This is a genomic window from Gramella sp. AN32 (genome assembly GCF_023718305.1).
Classification (GTDB): domain Bacteria; phylum Bacteroidota; class Bacteroidia; order Flavobacteriales; family Flavobacteriaceae; genus Christiangramia; species Christiangramia antarctica.
Map to the genome: position 1 here is coordinate 57,299 of NZ_QEYO01000023.1, position 16,173 is coordinate 73,471.

Annotated in this window: 23 protein-coding genes; 16 read left to right on the top strand and 7 right to left on the bottom strand. The window is 35.5% G+C overall.

From position 1 onward, the window contains the following. The first annotated feature begins 243 nt into the window (after window positions 1–243). Window positions 244–963 carry a cysteine hydrolase gene (locus tag DHD80_RS18280; protein WP_251742910.1) on the top strand — a complete coding sequence of 240 codons (720 nt, stop codon included), beginning with the start codon at window positions 244–246 and terminating at the stop codon, window positions 961–963. 332 nt (window positions 964–1,295) lie between these two features. On the opposite strand, the gene DHD80_RS18285 is transcribed toward DHD80_RS18280, so the two are convergent. The 7 genes from DHD80_RS18285 to DHD80_RS18315 all read right to left on the bottom strand — a co-directional run bounded on the left by DHD80_RS18285 (window position 1,296) and on the right by DHD80_RS18315 (window position 5,773). Beyond that, window positions 1,296–2,222 (bottom strand): DUF3179 domain-containing protein, encoded by a 927-nt coding sequence (locus DHD80_RS18285; RefSeq protein ID WP_251742911.1) that lies wholly within the window; start codon window positions 2,220–2,222, stop codon window positions 1,296–1,298. Continuing rightward, complete coding sequence (locus DHD80_RS18290; RefSeq protein ID WP_251742912.1) at window positions 2,219–3,136, bottom strand: patatin-like phospholipase family protein; 918 nt, start codon at window positions 3,134–3,136, stop codon at window positions 2,219–2,221. The genes DHD80_RS18285 and DHD80_RS18290 overlap by 4 nt, the downstream gene beginning before the upstream one ends. Window positions 3,137–3,142: 6 nt before the next feature. After that, window positions 3,143–3,490 (bottom strand): DUF6789 family protein, encoded by a 348-nt coding sequence (locus DHD80_RS18295; RefSeq protein WP_347709985.1) that lies wholly within the window; start codon window positions 3,488–3,490, stop codon window positions 3,143–3,145. Window positions 3,491–3,645: 155 nt separating this feature from the next. After that, complete coding sequence (locus tag DHD80_RS18300) at window positions 3,646–4,221, bottom strand: carboxymuconolactone decarboxylase family protein (protein WP_251742914.1); 576 nt, start codon at window positions 4,219–4,221, stop codon at window positions 3,646–3,648. Window positions 4,222–4,278: 57 nt separating this feature from the next. After that, a complete protein-coding gene (locus DHD80_RS18305) occupies window positions 4,279–4,437 on the bottom strand; it encodes a hypothetical protein (protein ID WP_251742915.1) in 159 nt (52 codons plus the stop codon). Window positions 4,438–4,569: 132 nt separating this feature from the next. Then, complete coding sequence (locus DHD80_RS18310) at window positions 4,570–5,172, bottom strand: YceI family protein (RefSeq protein WP_251742916.1); 603 nt, start codon at window positions 5,170–5,172, stop codon at window positions 4,570–4,572. A 49-nt stretch (window positions 5,173–5,221) separates the two neighbouring features. Continuing rightward, complete coding sequence (locus tag DHD80_RS18315; RefSeq protein WP_251742917.1) at window positions 5,222–5,773, bottom strand: sigma-70 family RNA polymerase sigma factor; 552 nt, start codon at window positions 5,771–5,773, stop codon at window positions 5,222–5,224. Window positions 5,774–6,432: 659 nt separating this feature from the next. On the opposite strand from DHD80_RS18315, the gene DHD80_RS18320 reads away from it, so the two are divergent. The 15 genes from DHD80_RS18320 (at window position 6,433) to DHD80_RS18390 (ending at window position 16,050) form a co-directional block, all read left to right on the top strand. Continuing rightward, window positions 6,433–7,026, top strand: coding sequence for a Crp/Fnr family transcriptional regulator (locus DHD80_RS18320; protein WP_251742918.1), 594 nt, complete (start codon window positions 6,433–6,435; stop codon window positions 7,024–7,026). Between the two features lie 68 nt (window positions 7,027–7,094). After that, complete coding sequence (locus tag DHD80_RS18325; protein ID WP_251742919.1) at window positions 7,095–7,973, top strand: pirin family protein; 879 nt, start codon at window positions 7,095–7,097, stop codon at window positions 7,971–7,973. 257 nt (window positions 7,974–8,230) lie between these two features. Then, entirely contained in the window at window positions 8,231–8,515 is a 285-nt protein-coding gene (locus tag DHD80_RS18330; protein WP_251742920.1) for a GNAT family N-acetyltransferase, read from the top strand. Window positions 8,516–8,575: 60 nt separating this feature from the next. Then, window positions 8,576–8,995 (top strand): cupin domain-containing protein, encoded by a 420-nt coding sequence (locus DHD80_RS18335; RefSeq protein WP_251742921.1) that lies wholly within the window; start codon window positions 8,576–8,578, stop codon window positions 8,993–8,995. Between the two features lie 61 nt (window positions 8,996–9,056). Then, window positions 9,057–9,707 (top strand): DinB family protein, encoded by a 651-nt coding sequence (locus DHD80_RS18340; protein WP_251742922.1) that lies wholly within the window; start codon window positions 9,057–9,059, stop codon window positions 9,705–9,707. A gap of 289 nt (window positions 9,708–9,996) precedes the next feature. Continuing rightward, complete coding sequence (locus DHD80_RS18345) at window positions 9,997–10,410, top strand: VOC family protein (RefSeq protein WP_251742923.1); 414 nt, start codon at window positions 9,997–9,999, stop codon at window positions 10,408–10,410. Between the two features lie 228 nt (window positions 10,411–10,638). Further along, on the top strand, window positions 10,639–11,010 hold the full coding sequence (locus DHD80_RS18350) for a metalloregulator ArsR/SmtB family transcription factor (RefSeq protein ID WP_251742924.1): 372 nt from the start codon (window positions 10,639–10,641) through the stop codon (window positions 11,008–11,010). Window positions 11,011–11,021: 11 nt separating this feature from the next. Next, on the top strand, window positions 11,022–11,621 hold the full coding sequence (gene merTP / locus DHD80_RS18355) for a mercuric transport protein MerTP (protein WP_251742925.1): 600 nt from the start codon (window positions 11,022–11,024) through the stop codon (window positions 11,619–11,621). A gap of 18 nt (window positions 11,622–11,639) precedes the next feature. Beyond that, window positions 11,640–12,986 carry an NAD(P)/FAD-dependent oxidoreductase gene (locus DHD80_RS18360; protein ID WP_251742926.1) on the top strand — a complete coding sequence of 449 codons (1,347 nt, stop codon included), beginning with the start codon at window positions 11,640–11,642 and terminating at the stop codon, window positions 12,984–12,986. A 17-nt stretch (window positions 12,987–13,003) separates the two neighbouring features. Continuing rightward, window positions 13,004–13,210 carry a GDCCVxC domain-containing (seleno)protein gene (locus DHD80_RS18365; protein ID WP_251742927.1) on the top strand — a complete coding sequence of 69 codons (207 nt, stop codon included), beginning with the start codon at window positions 13,004–13,006 and terminating at the stop codon, window positions 13,208–13,210. 70 nt (window positions 13,211–13,280) lie between these two features. Continuing rightward, window positions 13,281–13,649: a metal-sensitive transcriptional regulator gene (locus tag DHD80_RS18370; protein WP_251742928.1), complete on the top strand. Its 369-nt coding sequence runs from the start codon at window positions 13,281–13,283 to the stop codon at window positions 13,647–13,649. Window positions 13,650–13,778: 129 nt separating this feature from the next. Then, a complete protein-coding gene (locus DHD80_RS18375; RefSeq protein ID WP_251742929.1) occupies window positions 13,779–14,048 on the top strand; it encodes a thioredoxin family protein in 270 nt (89 codons plus the stop codon). Window positions 14,049–14,226: 178 nt separating this feature from the next. Beyond that, a complete protein-coding gene (locus DHD80_RS18380) occupies window positions 14,227–15,084 on the top strand; it encodes a hypothetical protein (protein ID WP_251742930.1) in 858 nt (285 codons plus the stop codon). A gap of 27 nt (window positions 15,085–15,111) precedes the next feature. After that, window positions 15,112–15,597, top strand: a complete 486-nt coding sequence (locus DHD80_RS18385) for a cation transporter (protein ID WP_251742931.1) — start codon at window positions 15,112–15,114, stop codon at window positions 15,595–15,597. An 84-nt stretch (window positions 15,598–15,681) separates the two neighbouring features. Continuing rightward, complete coding sequence (locus tag DHD80_RS18390; protein ID WP_251742932.1) at window positions 15,682–16,050, top strand: hypothetical protein; 369 nt, start codon at window positions 15,682–15,684, stop codon at window positions 16,048–16,050. Window positions 16,051–16,173: the final 123 nt, after the last annotated feature.

The following is a 16,173-nucleotide window of genomic DNA, read 5'->3' on the forward strand; positions in this document are numbered from 1 at the left end:
TTTGTATTTGTTTTATCCCTCATTATCGAACTAATGTGAGTATTTTATCAAGCATTTGTATTTATTCCAAATGCTTGAACCCATTATTTTAAGAATGTTCGGGAAATCGGTTTTATACAGCCCCAAGTACCACAAACTTCCCTAGGTGTAAAGTTTTGTTAACTGTCAGAAAGCTGACAATAATCCATGGCTTCGTTACCTAAATTTGGTTGAATGAGAATATAAACCAAAATAAATAAAGTTATGAAAAGTACAGACTGGGAAGTAATAAAAGCGGCAAAAGAAGCTGGAATTCCCGATCCGGGATTTGAAATTGATAAAAACACCGCAATTGTTATAACAGATCCTCAGAACGATTTTTTAAGAGATGACGGGGTAGCCTGGCCGGTGGTAAAAGCAAGTGTAAAAGAGAATGATACCATAAACAATATGAGCAAGGTCTTTAAACTGGCCAGGGAAAACAAAATAAAAGTTTTTATTTCCCCTCATTATTTTTTTCCTACGGATCACGGATGGAAATTTGAAGGTGCTTTGGAAAAATTTATGCACGTAAAAGAAATGTACCTTAGAAAAGGAAGATTGGATATGACAGATTTTGAAAGTTCAGGAGCCGATTTTCTGGATGAATTTAAGTCATATCTGGACGATGATAATATTATATTGTGCAATCCGCATAAAATCTATGGTCCTCAAACCACAGATCTCAATTTGCAACTTAGGAAGTATAAAATAGAGAAAGTATTGATGGCCGGAATGTCAACTAATCTCTGTTTAGAATCCCATACCCGGGATTTATTGGAAGAAGGATTTGAGGTAGGGGTCATTGCTGATGCCAGTGCGAGTGCAAAACTTCCTGGTATGGACACCTTTCAGGCTGCTCTCATGAATTTGAGACTTATTACAAGCCACATCTTTACTACTGAAGAATTTGAGGAAGCTTTGAAATCTTTTAAGTCGTCCTAAATATCTAAATATTTATAAGATTTAAGGGGCAGAGACTACGGCTTGTGAGTTTATTATGAATGTGAACACTCCAAGAAAGTACTTATGCCGAATAAAAGGTTTTGTATTGTAGTTATGGTACCACTGCCAGCCCGTCAATTCAGGAGAAAAATACCTGCTGCTGCGAAAAATAGAAAGTAGAAATAATAATATTCAGCAGAAAAACTAAGAGGCGGGTCAGAAGTAGTTTTTAGATGCCCCGTATTAGGATTTTTAACACTCCGAAGCCTAATTCTGAAAAGGTGAAAATATAGTTCTTATAAATTCTCCGAGGCTAGCTCCGGAGAATTTACTCATTTTGGATATTTATAAACTTCGGTCTCAGGATTAAATGCATACCATGCAAACCAAAAATTAGTTACTGCAGGCATCAGATTACCCTGTGCATCCACAATTTCTGCACTTTTGGCTTTTGAATTATAGGTGATTTTCAATTTTTGACCGGCAAAAGTATCCTCTAAGATTTTCCCTTTCAACTTCATTAATTCGGAAAAAGGATACGCCTTTGTTTTTCCTTTTATTTCTATACCTATTATCTTTTCTTTTGGCTTCAAAACATCATTCATTTTGCTTACCGGAAAATACAATTGTTGGTTTTTTTCATAATCAGGGTATGGATTTCTGGAATAATCCCTGGTAAATCCTGTCTCTTGAGATAGGACGAGGCTCTTTGGATGTTTGTCTTGCCAGGCTTTCCAGGTGGTATTTGCCGTATTTAAAATTTTAAGCTTTTCACCTTTTAATTCTCCGGTTATCGCTTCATATTTCAATTGTGACCAGAGGGATTCTGTTTGCCTGTCGTACAATAAAACATCACTATTATATAATAACCCAGATACACCAAATGTAAGGATGCTGGTACCGATTTTAGACTCAAAAGCAATACCGCTGCCACACAAGGGGCAGAAGGTAACTACTACCGGAAGATCTTTAAATGAATCATTTACAATTTCATGATAATTAAGAATATTAATAGGGTATGCTTTTGCAATTCCATTTTCATAAACTCCTAAAATTCTGGCATCATTTGCTAAAGAAGCTTCAGAAGATTTCAAAAATTTTGGATTATCTATGGCCGGAATTCCGTCTTTAGGAGGACCTCCACCTTTTATTTCGGAAACAGGAATGTTGGCAGAAGAGATATCAAAACCATTTTTTTCCTGAGAGAAAAAAGGTTGGTAAATCATACCTGCAATTAGTAATACCAGAATGGGTTTCATAATTCATCTATTTTAGGTTCAATGCTGGTGCAATGCGGATTGTTTTTTTGGGCAAATTCATAGTCCTTTTGCCACCAGTCTTTCATCAAATCAGGGTCAAAAATGAGGGAGTTTTTGGTAAGTAGTTCTGGCGGATAATAAAAATTGAGATTGACTTTGGTATGTTTACTTTGTAAGTTACCAATTGTAACATCATCTACTATGATCTGGTTGATCATAAAGTCAAAAGCACGCGTGGTCAATTCCAAAGCGTTTTTAACCGGTTTTTTTTTAATGCTTGGTTGTTCCGTTTTCAAGACAATTACATCAATATCACAAGCGCCCCGATTTATTGCCTCGGATATGGGCACAATATTGCCCATTCCACCATCAGCATATTCATTGCCATCTTTGGTTAACAGACTCATAAAAGGCACCATATTGGAGGAGGCCCAAACCCAATCGCAAAAATCGTGGTATTTCCAATCTTTAAGCCGTTTGTATTCTACCCGGTTATAGCTCAAGTTGGCCACGGTTACGACTACCTCTGACTTGTTCTGTTTCATTTTATGAAAGTCTTCTTTTGTTATTATATCGCAAATTAATTTTCTAAGACTCTTACTTTCCCCAAAAGATTTTGATCCTTTCAGAAACATTTTTAAAATGCTGAAATGATTTATTCTCATTACAAACTCACCATCCTTTTTTGTAATTATAAATGGATTGCTGCTAAATATATCCTTTTGACTAACGGAAGTATAAATTGCTTTTAGCCTGCTTATTTCTCCAATCGATAACAGCGGAATTAGAAGACTTCCTGTAGAAGTCCCCAAGAAAATATCGTAGTGTTTTTGACAATCATTAATTAGAAATTCTGCGATACCACCGGCAAATGCACCTTTACTGCCACCACCAGAAATAACCAAGGCTCTCATAATGATTTAAATGGCTTTGGGTTTTACTATATAGGCAACCACAATACCAAATATTATATGACCTATAAGGCCGGCACTGGCAATAACTATCATATTACCTTGTGGCATTGGCATTTCTGGCATCATTGCACCCATAAGCAGCATTCCAATTTCTCCAATAACGAACGCTATTATCCCGAATATAATTCCTTTTACAAAAGTGCTGGAAACCTTGGTTAATAATTTAAATATTAAATAAGCATATATCAGGGCAAAAATGATCCCAATCATTAAATGGATAATCCAGCCTACAATAATGCTTGTTTCCATTGTAGAAGCCATCATTTGAGGTGGGTTCATTTTGGGCAGTCCCATACTGCTCCTAAAAGCATTACTGCTGTCATTACAATGGTGGCCACAATGCCTGCAATAATAGCTTGTAAAAATGTATTTTTCATAATTCAAAAATTTCGTTTATAATTTTGTTTGAAAAAGGAAAAGCCAATTCTGGACTTTTCCTTTTATAAATTCTAAGCTTTTTCCAGTTTACTTCCCGCAAAAGCTTCATCAACTTCTGTATGGAAAATATGGTTTGAATAATTACTGATAGTTTTTACAGCCTGTGCAAGGATGATAGCCAGGATCTGTTTTTCAGAATATCCCGAATCCAGAAATTTCTCAGCTTCTTCGGGTGTTGGATTACCCCGGCTTTCATTCATCACTTTGGCGAATTCGTATAAAGCTTTTAATTTCTCATCCTGAATTTCTTTTCCTTCTCTAATGGCTTCAATAACATCTTTTGGGGTTTTTGAAACATTTTCAGCTAAATAGCTATGGGCTGCGGTACAGTAGCCGCAGGAATTTTCGATGCTAATGGTAAGTAAAACTACCTCTTGTTCAGCAGGAGTAAATCCGCTATCCCGTCTAAACTGATGATATCCCGTATCATATGTATTCTGCAAAGCCGGTAAATTCACCATGTTCTTATACATATTAGGAATCATCCCATTAGCCTTTTTGGCCTTTTCCAGGATTTCCTTTTGTTGTTCGTTTGCATCTTCTAATTCTACCGGTTCTAAACCGATTTTGTAAGTTTGATTTGACATAAATTAAATTTTAAAATTAAACATTGATTTAAAAAGCGCTATAGATTGGCCTAAGCCTTAAAATCCAAATAGCGCCATTTGATAATAGATTACATATACTCCGGCGAAAATGAGCAGGATAGCAGTAATCTTTTCCATATATGGAAGTATCTTTCTCAGGTTTTTTAAGAGAAAATCTTTGGCGAAAATGGCCAAAAGGATAGTTAGTACCATCATGCCGAACAAAAACATTCCAGTCAGAATGTTTTTGACTTGGGTTTAACAATAAAGTGCCGCAATGGGATTCGCGGCACTTAACCAACAACCAATAAAAACCAACAAAGTAAACCTGGTTAAATTCTGAGAAGTTTATTCCTTACGGTTTAGTTCCATATTAATGGTAACTTCAGCGGTGTCACCTACAACCATATCTGAAGCCCAGTCTCCCACGCCAACATTATAATTAGAGCGATCAATGTCAGTTTTAAACTGAAGCCCTAAAATTTTAGTCCCTTTCATCATTGGGTGATCCATTTCTCCTTTATATTCAAATGGGACACTTATATTCTTTGTGGTTTCTTTTATGGTAAGTTTCCCCTTTACCACATAATTTTTACCGGATTTTTTCTCAAACCCCGTAGATTCAAATTTGATGTTGGGGTATTTTGAACTATTAAAAAAATCTTCCGATTTTAAGTGATTATCCCTTTTCTCATTATTAGTATAGATACTTTTGACCGGAATCGTAAAGGTGAATTTGCTTTCATCCAGATTATTTGGATCAAAATAAAAAGTCCCATCAAATTCATTAAAACTTCCATTTACAGTGGAGAAGAAGTGAGAGATATCAAAATTTACCGAAGTATGGGCTTTATCTACCATCCATTGTTTGGCGTTCTGAGCTTTTGTCAGATTCGGCACTAAAAGGGCAACTGCCATAATAATTGTTAAGGTTGAGATTTTTGTTTTCATAAGTTATAATTTAAAGTATTTAACTATTTATACCCTAATTCCAGAAAAATCACCCGTAAACTTTAATTTTTTTATTTTTTATTTGTTTGATGCACTTATGTTTTTGATTTTGGGCATTATGTTTACTGGTGTAACCATAATTTTGCTGAATTTCTTCTATAGAAATCGTCTTAAAAAAAATATCGTTAATGATTTGGTTGCAATGCTTTGAAACCTTCCCCATTAGGAATAATAATTTTTCAAAATTAGATTTCTCCTTTTCTATATACAGATCTATATCTTCATAAAAATCATGGGTATAATCTTCCAGGCCGGCAAATTCCTTTTTATCTCTAATTTTCTTATACCATAGATTTTTAGCAATCGCCATAAGATATGTTTTCAATCTTGCAGTAAGTTTAAAATTATCATCCTCCAGTTTTTTAAATAAAATGATAGTGGTTTCCTGAAAAATATCTTTAGCATCAAATGTATTACCGCTATTTATCAATACAAATTTCTCTACCATAGGAAAGTATTCATTGTAAATTCTTGAAAAAACCTTTTCATAATTCGTGCTACCAAATTCTTCGTGGACAGATTTTTTAAGCTCAGCATTCATAATAATATAAGTTAAACCAGGGTTGGTTCGATTTTAGACGAGGAAACCCGGTAAAACTTTCTTCTCATCAAGTGTAGTGTACTGAGTCTCGTTGATGATTTAAGAGTTATACCTAAAATGTTTTAAACAAATAATTCATTGTCCTGCTTCCAGTTAGTGTTTCATTTTCCCGTGCTTCATTTACTTCTCACCCGTTGCTGTTTTTATCCTTTTTATAAATGCAAAATACCAGCATATAAAAGTTAGCCGGACAGCAGAAGCCGGTTGACTTCGTCTGCAATTTTATAAGTCCCCCTAGTTCTATATACGGAAAATGTATCAGCATTAAAAAGAATAGGGAAGTAAATCAAAATTCATATGTTCTAGGGTATCAGAGTGGGAACGAGAACCTTTTTGATGGGAAGGACAAGAAGGTACAGTTTAAATTGGAACGAAATCAACGAGAGCTTCCTAAAAAATCATAGAGTTTTTTTCCGGTTGATTAGAAGCTAATTTTGAAAGGATTTAACAGGAAGCGAGGTCTATATTTACCCAGTAAATTGTGAAGGTCTCGAGTGAAAATCAAAATATGTTTGTAATACCTAAATAGTAGGATATTCGTATATTTAAAGACGTTATAAATTAATTATAGATAATCCAAAAGAACCCTCCGAACCAAAATGCAAAGTTCACATCTCAAAGCTTATTTGACTTCAAACCTGGATATTGAAGAAAAAGAAATTTCTTCAATAATTGGAAGCTGTACGATCAAAAAAATCAGAAAGGATGAGTTCTTATTAAGAAAAAATGAATATTGCAAGCATACATTTTTTGTAGAAAATGGACTTTTACGACAATATTCTATAGATGAAAAGGGTAAAGAACACACGATTTCCTTTGCACCTGAAAATTGGTTTGTAACCGATAGGGAAAGTGCATATTTCAATCAGCCATCAGCATATTATATTCAAGCATTGGAGGATAGCGAAGTGGTTGCAATTGATGAAAATTTCATACATCAGCTTTCAGAAAAAATTCCTGATTTTGCAGGTTTTAATAATAAATTGCTGCACAACCATATTCGTCATTTGCAGAAGCGCATTAACCTGTTGTTAAGCGCTAGTGCGAAGGAACGTTACCTTCAGTTTATCGATATGTACCCCGATATTCTTTTACGTGTTCCTCAAACGATGGTCGCTTCCTACCTAGGAATTACTCCAGAAAGTTTAAGCAGGGTAAGAAAAGAACTGGCTCATAAACACTTCAAAAAATAGCTTCTTATCATACATCAATGCACAGATTTACTTTCAACAGTAAATTTGGGATATAAAATTTGAAAGATATGAGAACTAAAACAGTTGAGTTAGTAGCAAGCCCAAGAGCGCCTCATTTTGTGGGTGATGGGTTTCGGGTACATAATTTTATACCAAGCGGTTTTCGATTGGATATGCAGCGTATGAGCCCTTTTATTATGTTGGACTATAATTCAACCTATAAATTTCCGCCTTCTGATAAACCAAAAGGGGTGGGCGTCCATCCGCATAAAGGTTTTGAGACCGTAACCATTGCCTATAAAGGCAAGGTGGCCCATCATGACAGTAGTGGCGGTGGAGGTATAATTGGCGAAGGCGATGTTCAGTGGATGACTGCCGCCAACGGAGTATTGCACAAAGAATACCATGAAGAAGAATGGAGCAAAAAAGGTGGTGATTTTCAGATGGTACAACTATGGGTAAATCTGCGTGCCAGGGACAAAAAAGGCGATCCCAAGTACCAGGCTATAAAATATGAGGATATCAACCGCTATAAACTGCAGGATGACGCTGGAATTGTTGAAGTTATCGCAGGTGAATACAATGGCACTAAAGGAGCTGCTTCAACCTTTACACCCGTACATATGTTCAATGCTAAATTAAACAAAGGGGGAAAGGCAGATTTTCAATTTCCGGCAACATATAATACGGTACTTCTGGTACTCGAAGGAAACATTATTGTGAACGGCAAAGAAGAAACGCCAACAGATCATCTGGCACTGATGGCCAATGATGGCGAAACCTTTGAAATCGAAGCAACAGATGATGCCGTGGTTCTGGTACTTAGTGGTGAGCCCATAAATGAACCTATTGCGGCCCAAGGCCCTTTTGTAATGAACACCAGGGAAGAATTGATAGAAGCCTTCAATGATTTTAATACCGGGAAATTTGGTTATTTAGAAGATTAAATAGTTGAATATTTACGATAGCATTAGAAAGAAACTTGCGAAATTACCTAGAAAAGGAATGATACAACACAAGTAATCATTCCTTTTTTCACTTAATTTATTCATTAAAAACGAAATTTTGAAACCCATGAAATTTTGGAAAATTCGGCTAAACTACTTTTGAATAAATTGGGAGATTATTAAATGCTTAAAATAGTATTGAAAAATATGGTAGCTTGAATAAGCTTTTGAAATCACATATTAAATCAAAAAAAAATATGGTGGAAATAAAAAAAGAAGATAACGGTAAAAAAGGGAAATTTATCATTTATGAAGAGGATGAAATTGCCGGGGAAATGACGTATACCTGGGCAGGAAAAACAAAATTAATAATTGATCATACCGAAGTAGAAGAAAAGTTTGAAGGGAAAGGATTTGCCAAACAATTGGTAATGGAAGGTGTTGATTTTGCGAAGAAAAACAACTTAAAAATCATTCCGCTTTGTCCTTATGCAAAAAGAAGGTTTGATAAGGATAAAAGCATAGGAGATGTTTTGGCGTAAGGATCACTTGAAAGCTTAGGAATTATATGATTTGTAAATTAAAAATAGTATCATCTGAAAGTGTCAACATTCCAACAATATGAGAATTATAATTATTCAGAAGATCACTGTTTTGTCAAACTCTCTTCAAATAATACCAATGGAGAATTATGCCTTGTTGAGGACAGAATAAAACCTGATTTTTATTTACCTAGACATCATCATAAAATCATGACTGAGGTATTTTATATTCTAGAAGGTGAAGTGGAGCTAATCTTTGATAAGGAAAGTATAATCTGCCGACCTGGAGACACTATTACCATACCTCCGAATATATGGCACGCGGCAAGATGTGAAAAAGGTGGAAAAATGTTAACAATATTTAAAAACGGGCAGTTTGACCTATACTTAAAGAAAATGTCAAAGATGTCTAACAGCGAATTTAAAGATAAAGATTTGATGAAATCAGTTTCCGCTGAATTTGACATATATGAAGAATAAACGCTATACAAATTAAATCAATTACCAGCAAATAGCGGACATTCGGTTGAAAAGTGATATTTTGGAAACAACTAAGCCGACAAGAATGCACTACTCCACGCTACTTGCCTTAAACAAGTCCGTTAGGAGCAAGTATAGAGGAGATTCGAGAAAAGAGCAAATGATGAATTGGATTAAAGAAATAGATGATATAACCGAAAAATTTATTCAAAAGTTCAAAGATTTGAATAAGGATGAATTGAATTGGAAACTGAATTCAGAAACGTGGAGTATTGCTCAAAATATCAATCACTTAATTGTTTTGAATAGAACATATTTCTCAATTTTTGACAACCTTAAAAGGGGAAAAAATGAATTACCTTTTATTTCAAAAATTGGTTTTATTTCATCTTTTATGGGAAAAGCAATTCTAAAAGCTGTTTCACCGGAAAATAAATCTAAAACAAAAACATTTCCGATCTGGGAACCTGAAAAAAGTGAAATATCTGACAACATACTTGCAGAATTTCAAGTACACCAAAATAAGCTTAAAGAATACATTGAAAATTCTAACAATTATTTAAAAAATAAAACTCTGATTTCATCTCCTGCAAATAAGAATATTGTTTACAAACTAGAAACAGCATTCGATATTATAGTTACTCATGAAAAAAGGCATTTAGAGCAAGCTATAAAAGTGAAGGATTTAATAACCAAAAGCACCAGCCGCTAACATTGTTTACCCGCAACTAGTGGGTATCCCATTGAAAAGTGATATTTTAGAGACCAAAGAAAAAACAACTAAGCCACAAGAAGGCGTCCCTATTTTAAAACTATTCAAAATCCATTAGATTAGAGGAACAATAAAGAAATATAGGTACCGGTAGTTGTATACAGACGTTGGCAAACATACTAGAAAAGCTTATAATTTGAAAAAACATTAGAATAAAACAATCCTGCGAGTTTGTTGAGGGAATTTTCACTTTATCGGAATAAAAAGGATTAAATAATTAAAAAAGGATTTGAGACAGAGAATAGCACATATAGCATTGGTCGTTGATGATTATGATAAAGCAATTGAGTTTTATACCAAAAAATTAGACTTTTTGTTAATCGAAGATACCAGACTGGGTGAAGAGAAAAGATGGGTGATGGTTGCTCCTAATGGAGCAAAAGAATGTTGTTTGCTACTTGCCAAAGCGGCAAATGAACAACAAGCTTTGAGTGTTGGGAATCAAACAGGTGGCCGTGTTTTTCTCTTTCTTTATACGGATGATTTTTGGAGGGACTATAATAAAATGCAGGAGAAAGAAATAAAATTCGTTAGGCCACCGGAACAAATGGATTATGGAATGGTTGCAGTTTTTGAAGATTTATACGGTAATATGTGGGATTTATTGGAGCCTAACGAAAAGAACAAAGGAGTATTGGATTGAAATAGTTGCGTGCCAATCATAAAGCAGAATGGAGCAAAATGCACGAGATAGAGTAACCGTTAGAGTCTTATAAAATCTTTATTACTCTTCGAGTTATTTATAATCGAGTCTATATTCTTGTCTCTTTCAGTCTCTAATTTTGACCAGAGATGATTAAAAAATAAATATATTTAAGTATTTGCTTAAATAATAAAATTATAATATATTTGTAACTGTAAAATTCAAAAGATGAAATTAGAAATAAGTTGTACCAGGGCTCAGGCAGATCATAAGCAAATTAACCGATGCAAAAATGTATTAAATGCATCTGCAGCGAGCTTCAGCAAAATGAGTCAAATACTGGCATTAGCAGGAAATGAGGTTCGTTTGAAAATTTTATTCCTCCTGGATATGGAAAAAGAACTATGTCCCTGTGATATCGCTGATATTTTGGAAATGAGTGTTCCTGCAATCTCACAACATCTCAGGAAAATAAAAGATGCTGGCATTATTGAATCCAGAAGGGAAGGTCAAACTTTATATTATTCAATTGTTAAAAACGAAAAGAACATTTTAGATAATATTTTCGACTCCATAGAAATCATCAAAAAAACTGCATAACTTCTATACAAATGGAAACAAAGAAAACCTCTAATAAAACTGTATTAGCAGGAGTGCTAACCGCCATAGGAGCCTCGATTTGTTGTATTGTCCCGGTACTGGCCCTTATCGCAGGTTCTACTGGATTTCTATCTACTTTTTCGTGGATAGAACCCTTTAGGCCATATCTCATTGCACTTACCATATTTATAATATCATTTGCCTGGTACCAGAAATTAAAACCTAAACATGAAATAGATTGTGCCTGTGAAGAAAATGAAAAGCCATCCTTCTGGCAGTCTAAAAAGTTTTTGGTATTTGTCACGCTATTTGCCGGACTCATGCTCACATTTCCTTATTACTCCCACATTTTCTATTCCCAGCCTATAAAGGATATCGTTTACGTAGAGCAAGAAAATATAGTTGAAGAAACTTTTGCCATTACCGGAATGACCTGTGCAGGCTGTGCGAGCCATATTCAAAATGAGGTTGGCAAACTGAATGGTATTATTTCAGTAAAGGCAAGCTATGAAATGGCGAGTGCGATTGTAAAATACGATAAGACTAAAGTCGATTTAACCGAAATCCAAAAGGCCATAAACAGCACAGGATATAAAGTAGTAAATCACTAGAACAAAAAAGAAGGGTAGATGAAAAAATATGATGTATTTGTAATTGGTTCCGGGATGTCTGGAATGACCGTTGCTAACAAATGTGCTTCCAAAGGCCTTAAGGTTGGGATAACAGATGAATTACCATATGGCGGAACCTGTGCTTTAAGAGGATGTGATCCTAAAAAAGTGATCATAGGAGCAACAGAGGTTCGCGATTTTTCCCAAAGGCTCAAAGGAAATGGAATAGATACCGTACCCAAAGTGAATTGGGAGGATATTATGGCATTTAAACAGTCTTTTGTGGATGCCATGCCACCCAAAATAGAAAAAGGATACAAAAATAAGGATATAGACACTTACCACTCTTCCGCTAAATTTTTATCCGGCAATACCTTGCAAGTAGGTGATGAGGTTATTGAAGCAGATAAAATTGTAATCGCTTCTGGGGCAAAACCAAGGATACTTGATTTTGAAGGTAGTGAACATGCCCTTTCCAGTACCGATTTTCTTAATCTAAAAGAACTACCTAAATCCCTTCTCTTTATAGGGGGAGGATATATTGCCTTTGAGTTTGCACATATCGCTGCGCGTGCCGGCGCTGAAGTAACCATAGTACATCGTGGTGAAAAGCCTTTAGAAAACTTTGAACAGGATATTGTAAAACATCTGGTAGAAGCAACAAAAAATTTAGGGGTTAATTTAATTCTGGAAACTGAAGTTACCGGCATAGAAAAAACCGAAAAAGGCTATAAGGTGAAAGGAAACAAAAATGGCAAAGCAACCACTTTCACCACAGAGACGGTTTTTAATTCGGCGGGCAGGCCACCTGCTATTTTTGACCTTGATTTGGAAAAAGCAAATATTTCATATTCAAAAAAGGGAATTGAGGTAAACAAGTATTTACAAAGCACTTCTAACCCAAACGTTTATGCAGCAGGAGATTCGGCAAATACACAAGGACTTCCTTTAACTCCCGTTGCAGTTTTAGAAGGTCATGTCCTCGCATCCAACCTTATAAAAGGAAATAAAAAAGAAGTAAGTTATCCGCCAATGCCAACAGTTGTTTTTACCTTACCCACTATGGCTTCCGTTGGCTTAACTGAAAAGCAGGCAAAAGCAGATGGAATAAAATATAAAGTAAACTATAAATCTGCGGAAGAATGGTTCAATGCAAAGCGATTGAATGTTCCGGAATACGCATTTAAAACAATTGTAGATCAGGAGCAGCAAATCCTGTTAGGAGCACATTTAATCGGGCCCAATTCAGAGGAAGTCATTAATATTTTCGCCATGGCGATAAAAACAAAAATGAAATTGCAAGAGATTAGAACCATGATTTTTACCTATCCCACTATGGCTTCTGATATTCCCCATATGCTTTAAATAAAACATCTGAAACTATGAATGTACAATTAAAATCTACGCTCACCTGTCCAAACTGTGGGAATCAAAAAGAAGAAACAATGCCCACTACTGCTTGTCAGTTTTTTTACGAATGTGGGCACTGTAAACAGGTTCTAAAACCAAAAGAAGGGGATTGTTGTGTCTTTTGTTCTTATGGGTCTGTAGCCTGTCCACCTATACAAGAGGGAGCAGGTTGTTGCTAAATTTGTTATAAAAAATTTGGAGACCACCCCTTAGAGGTAATTAACTTGCCTTCCCTAAAGATTTAAGGAAATGATACCAAGAGATTTAAGTAAGGACATCAAAAACAGGTTACAAAGCATTAAAGGGCAATTAGGCGGACTCATTAAAATGCTGGATGAAGAGGTAGATCCCGATAAAATCCTGCTTCAGTTTAAGGCAGCGCAAAAAGGATTGGATAAGGCACATTTTCTTTTACTGGATGAAACCTATCGGAAGGCCCTGGCCATAAAAATTTCTGAAACTGTGGAGGCTTGCCCCGGTGATTGTGGGAATGAAGATCGAATCGAATTTATTCGGAAACGTTTCCCAGATCTTGAGTTGGACACATTAACCTCTCAAATGAAGGAAATTGATGAACTTAGAAAACGCATTAATGCCTCAGACTCTGAAAAATCATAAAAGACAAAACGTATTGTTATCTCCAAAAAAGGCTTAATGAAAATTAGGTCTTTTTTTATTTGGAGACCGCCCGGGGGCGGGTAGTACTTTTGAATTATTGAAATAAATTAAATTTTAAAATGAATTATTATGAAAAGACAAGTTGAAGTATTCACAGCTGGTTGTCCACTATGCGACCCCGTAGTGAAAATGGTCAAAGAATTGGCCTGTGGGAATTGTGATGTCCAAATTTATGACCTGGTAAAACAGTGTGATGATAAAACCTGTATTGCCAAAATGAAGGAGTACAATCTCAAAAAGATTCCTGCCGTGGCGATTAATGGAAAATTGTTGGATTGCTATAAAGATTCAGCTATAACCAAAGAAAAATTAATTGAAGCCGGAATAGGTCAGGCTTAAAAAGAAATGGATACGGCCTTTTAACTTAGGTCAGTCCGTATAAATAGAGATTAACTAAAACCGACATTATTATGAAACCATTAAGTTCAGAATTGCAGCGATGTATTGATGATTGCAACACCTGTATCACTGAGACTTGTAAAACAATGGCAGCTTAATATTTGAAAACCTAACAAACATGAAAATTCCAATTACGTTTATTAGAATTATATTGAGTTCGATTTTAAGTATTTCTGCTATATCGATTTCAAATGCCCAGGGACATGGACCTTTGTATGGATTGCCAACCCCAACCCTTGCAAAGGGTGGCGTGAATTTAAATGTGGCCGGGATGAGTTTAAGTACAGAAGATGAAACTTCCTATATGCTTCGCTACCTTTTTTCTTATGGGATTACTGAGGATTTACAGATCAACCTTACCACGCCTACAATGATTGAACGATTAGATAATTCTCCCAGAACACGCGGGAACAGCAATATGCCTGCAAATAGTGATATTGAAGCCTCCTTGTGGTATCGGTTTTTTTCCAATGCCTTCGGGGTTGGGAAAAGATTTGAATCTACAGTAATCTTTGGAGTATCAGCTCCTACTGATGATGTTCGAGGACAGGTAAATGTAGGGAACTCTGTTCACGGGGCGATTTCTACCGGATATGCCTCCAGGACCTGGTATGCATGGCTGGGTGGCGGATATCAATATTATCTTGAACGGGATAATGAACAACTTGGGGACCTGCCTTATGCAAGTTTAGTAGTGGGTTACCGTCCGGATATTTTTATGGGAGATTACCCAAAACCCGATTGGAGGATCTTTGTGGAATCATTGGCTGAATTCCCGGGAGACAATAAATATATCGCTCAACCAAATTTCACAGAGGAACGAAGCAAAAAAGTATTGATAGGATCTTCCTTTTTGGGACTTTATGGGGCCTGGGGGATTTCCTTTGGAGCATTAGTTCCGATAGTTCAGGATTTAATACCTGGTGCAGTTAAAGAAAATTACAGGGTCTCTTTTAATTTAAGTTATTGGTTATAATAGAAACAAATTTTAAAAAAGAAAGAAATGAAAAAATTAGCAATATTAATTGTAGTGATGGCACTAGGAAGTTTTATTTCCCATGCCCAGATTCAAAAAGTAGATCAGGAAGTTTTCGGGATGGATTGTGCGCCCTGCGCATATGGTCTAGAACGCGGACTTAAAAAAATGGATGGTCTGGAAAAAGTAAAGGTTAGTCTTAATGATGGTAAAGCTTACCTGAAGCTTTCTGAAAATAACAATTTAAGTTTGAAACAAATACAGGATGAAGTTAAGAAGAATGGTTTCTCAGCCAAAAAAGCTGAAGTGGTTATCGAAGGAAAATTAATAAATAAGAATGGTGGTTTTCAACTTCAAACTGATAACGAAACCTATTTAGTGGCTAATGAATCTTCTGATGATTTAATTTCAAAATTGCAATCAGGAACGATAAAGATAAAAGGGATTGTTGAGGATGCTGAAGATGATAATTTATCCGGCACCTGGAAAATTAAACTGACTGAAATCCTATAAGAGTTTCAAAATCCAATTAATAAGTAACCTGCCAAAAAGGCCATTATATATTAGATAGATCAAATGGTAAAAACACAGAAAGTAATGAGTAGATTTGTGATGATTTTGCTTCTATCCCTTATGCTCTTCAGTTGTAATGAAGAAAATAAGAAATGGAGTTTTGAAAAAAAAATAGAACTTCCTGCTAAAGCCAGACCTCTTGCAATTGCCAAAACCGGCAATGATTTATGGTTTTCAGATCCAGATCATTATCGCCTGATTAAAATAGATGCTGCCGGGCGAGTCTTGGATTCTATAGTAGATATTCAACGGCCGATGAATATCGATTTTAATAACGGTAAGCTATATGTTCCTGAATTTTTAACGGATACAATATGGATATTTGAAGATGGGGGAAAATCCCCACTTTCCCTTAATGCTAAACCTGCAGCTCCTGCAGGATTAAATGTATAGAGTTACTACGTTAATTACAGAGTTTTAATTTTCCATAATTCACTGGTGGATGTTCCACCATTCTACCTATCAGGCCATCAAAAATAGTTTCCTTATGAATCGATCTGTTCAGGCGGTACGAAA

Bases quoted from the DNA above. Each gene is read 5' to 3' on its own strand.
- DHD80_RS18380 (WP_251742930.1), top strand. From the start codon at position 14,227: ATGAAAATTCCAATTACGTTTATTAGAATTATATTGAGTTCGATTTTA.
- DHD80_RS18325 (WP_251742919.1), top strand. From the start codon at position 7,095: ATGAGAACTAAAACAGTTGAGTTAGTAGCAAGCCCAAGAGCGCCTCAT.
- DHD80_RS18285 (WP_251742911.1), bottom strand. From the start codon at position 2,222: ATGAAACCCATTCTGGTATTACTAATTGCAGGTATGATTTACCAACCT.
- DHD80_RS18310 (WP_251742916.1), bottom strand. From the start codon at position 5,172: ATGAAAACAAAAATCTCAACCTTAACAATTATTATGGCAGTTGCCCTT.
- DHD80_RS18320 (WP_251742918.1), top strand. From the start codon at position 6,433: ATGCAAAGTTCACATCTCAAAGCTTATTTGACTTCAAACCTGGATATT.
- DHD80_RS18280 (WP_251742910.1), top strand. From the start codon at position 244: ATGAAAAGTACAGACTGGGAAGTAATAAAAGCGGCAAAAGAAGCTGGA.
- DHD80_RS18385 (WP_251742931.1), top strand. From the start codon at position 15,112: ATGAAAAAATTAGCAATATTAATTGTAGTGATGGCACTAGGAAGTTTT.
- DHD80_RS18360 (WP_251742926.1), top strand. From the start codon at position 11,640: ATGAAAAAATATGATGTATTTGTAATTGGTTCCGGGATGTCTGGAATG.
- DHD80_RS18390 (WP_251742932.1), top strand. From the start codon at position 15,682: ATGAGTAGATTTGTGATGATTTTGCTTCTATCCCTTATGCTCTTCAGT.
- DHD80_RS18350 (WP_251742924.1), top strand. From the start codon at position 10,639: ATGAAATTAGAAATAAGTTGTACCAGGGCTCAGGCAGATCATAAGCAA.
- DHD80_RS18315 (WP_251742917.1), bottom strand. From the start codon at position 5,773: ATGAATGCTGAGCTTAAAAAATCTGTCCACGAAGAATTTGGTAGCACG.
- merTP (WP_251742925.1), top strand. From the start codon at position 11,022: ATGGAAACAAAGAAAACCTCTAATAAAACTGTATTAGCAGGAGTGCTA.
- DHD80_RS18330 (WP_251742920.1), top strand. From the start codon at position 8,231: ATGGTGGAAATAAAAAAAGAAGATAACGGTAAAAAAGGGAAATTTATC.
- DHD80_RS18290 (WP_251742912.1), bottom strand. From the start codon at position 3,136: ATGAGAGCCTTGGTTATTTCTGGTGGTGGCAGTAAAGGTGCATTTGCC.
- DHD80_RS18370 (WP_251742928.1), top strand. From the start codon at position 13,281: ATGATACCAAGAGATTTAAGTAAGGACATCAAAAACAGGTTACAAAGC.
- DHD80_RS18305 (WP_251742915.1), bottom strand. From the start codon at position 4,437: ATGATGGTACTAACTATCCTTTTGGCCATTTTCGCCAAAGATTTTCTC.
- DHD80_RS18365 (WP_251742927.1), top strand. From the start codon at position 13,004: ATGAATGTACAATTAAAATCTACGCTCACCTGTCCAAACTGTGGGAAT.
- DHD80_RS18295 (WP_347709985.1), bottom strand. From the start codon at position 3,490: ATGGGACTGCCCAAAATGAACCCACCTCAAATGATGGCTTCTACAATG.
- DHD80_RS18300 (WP_251742914.1), bottom strand. From the start codon at position 4,221: ATGTCAAATCAAACTTACAAAATCGGTTTAGAACCGGTAGAATTAGAA.
- DHD80_RS18375 (WP_251742929.1), top strand. From the start codon at position 13,779: ATGAAAAGACAAGTTGAAGTATTCACAGCTGGTTGTCCACTATGCGAC.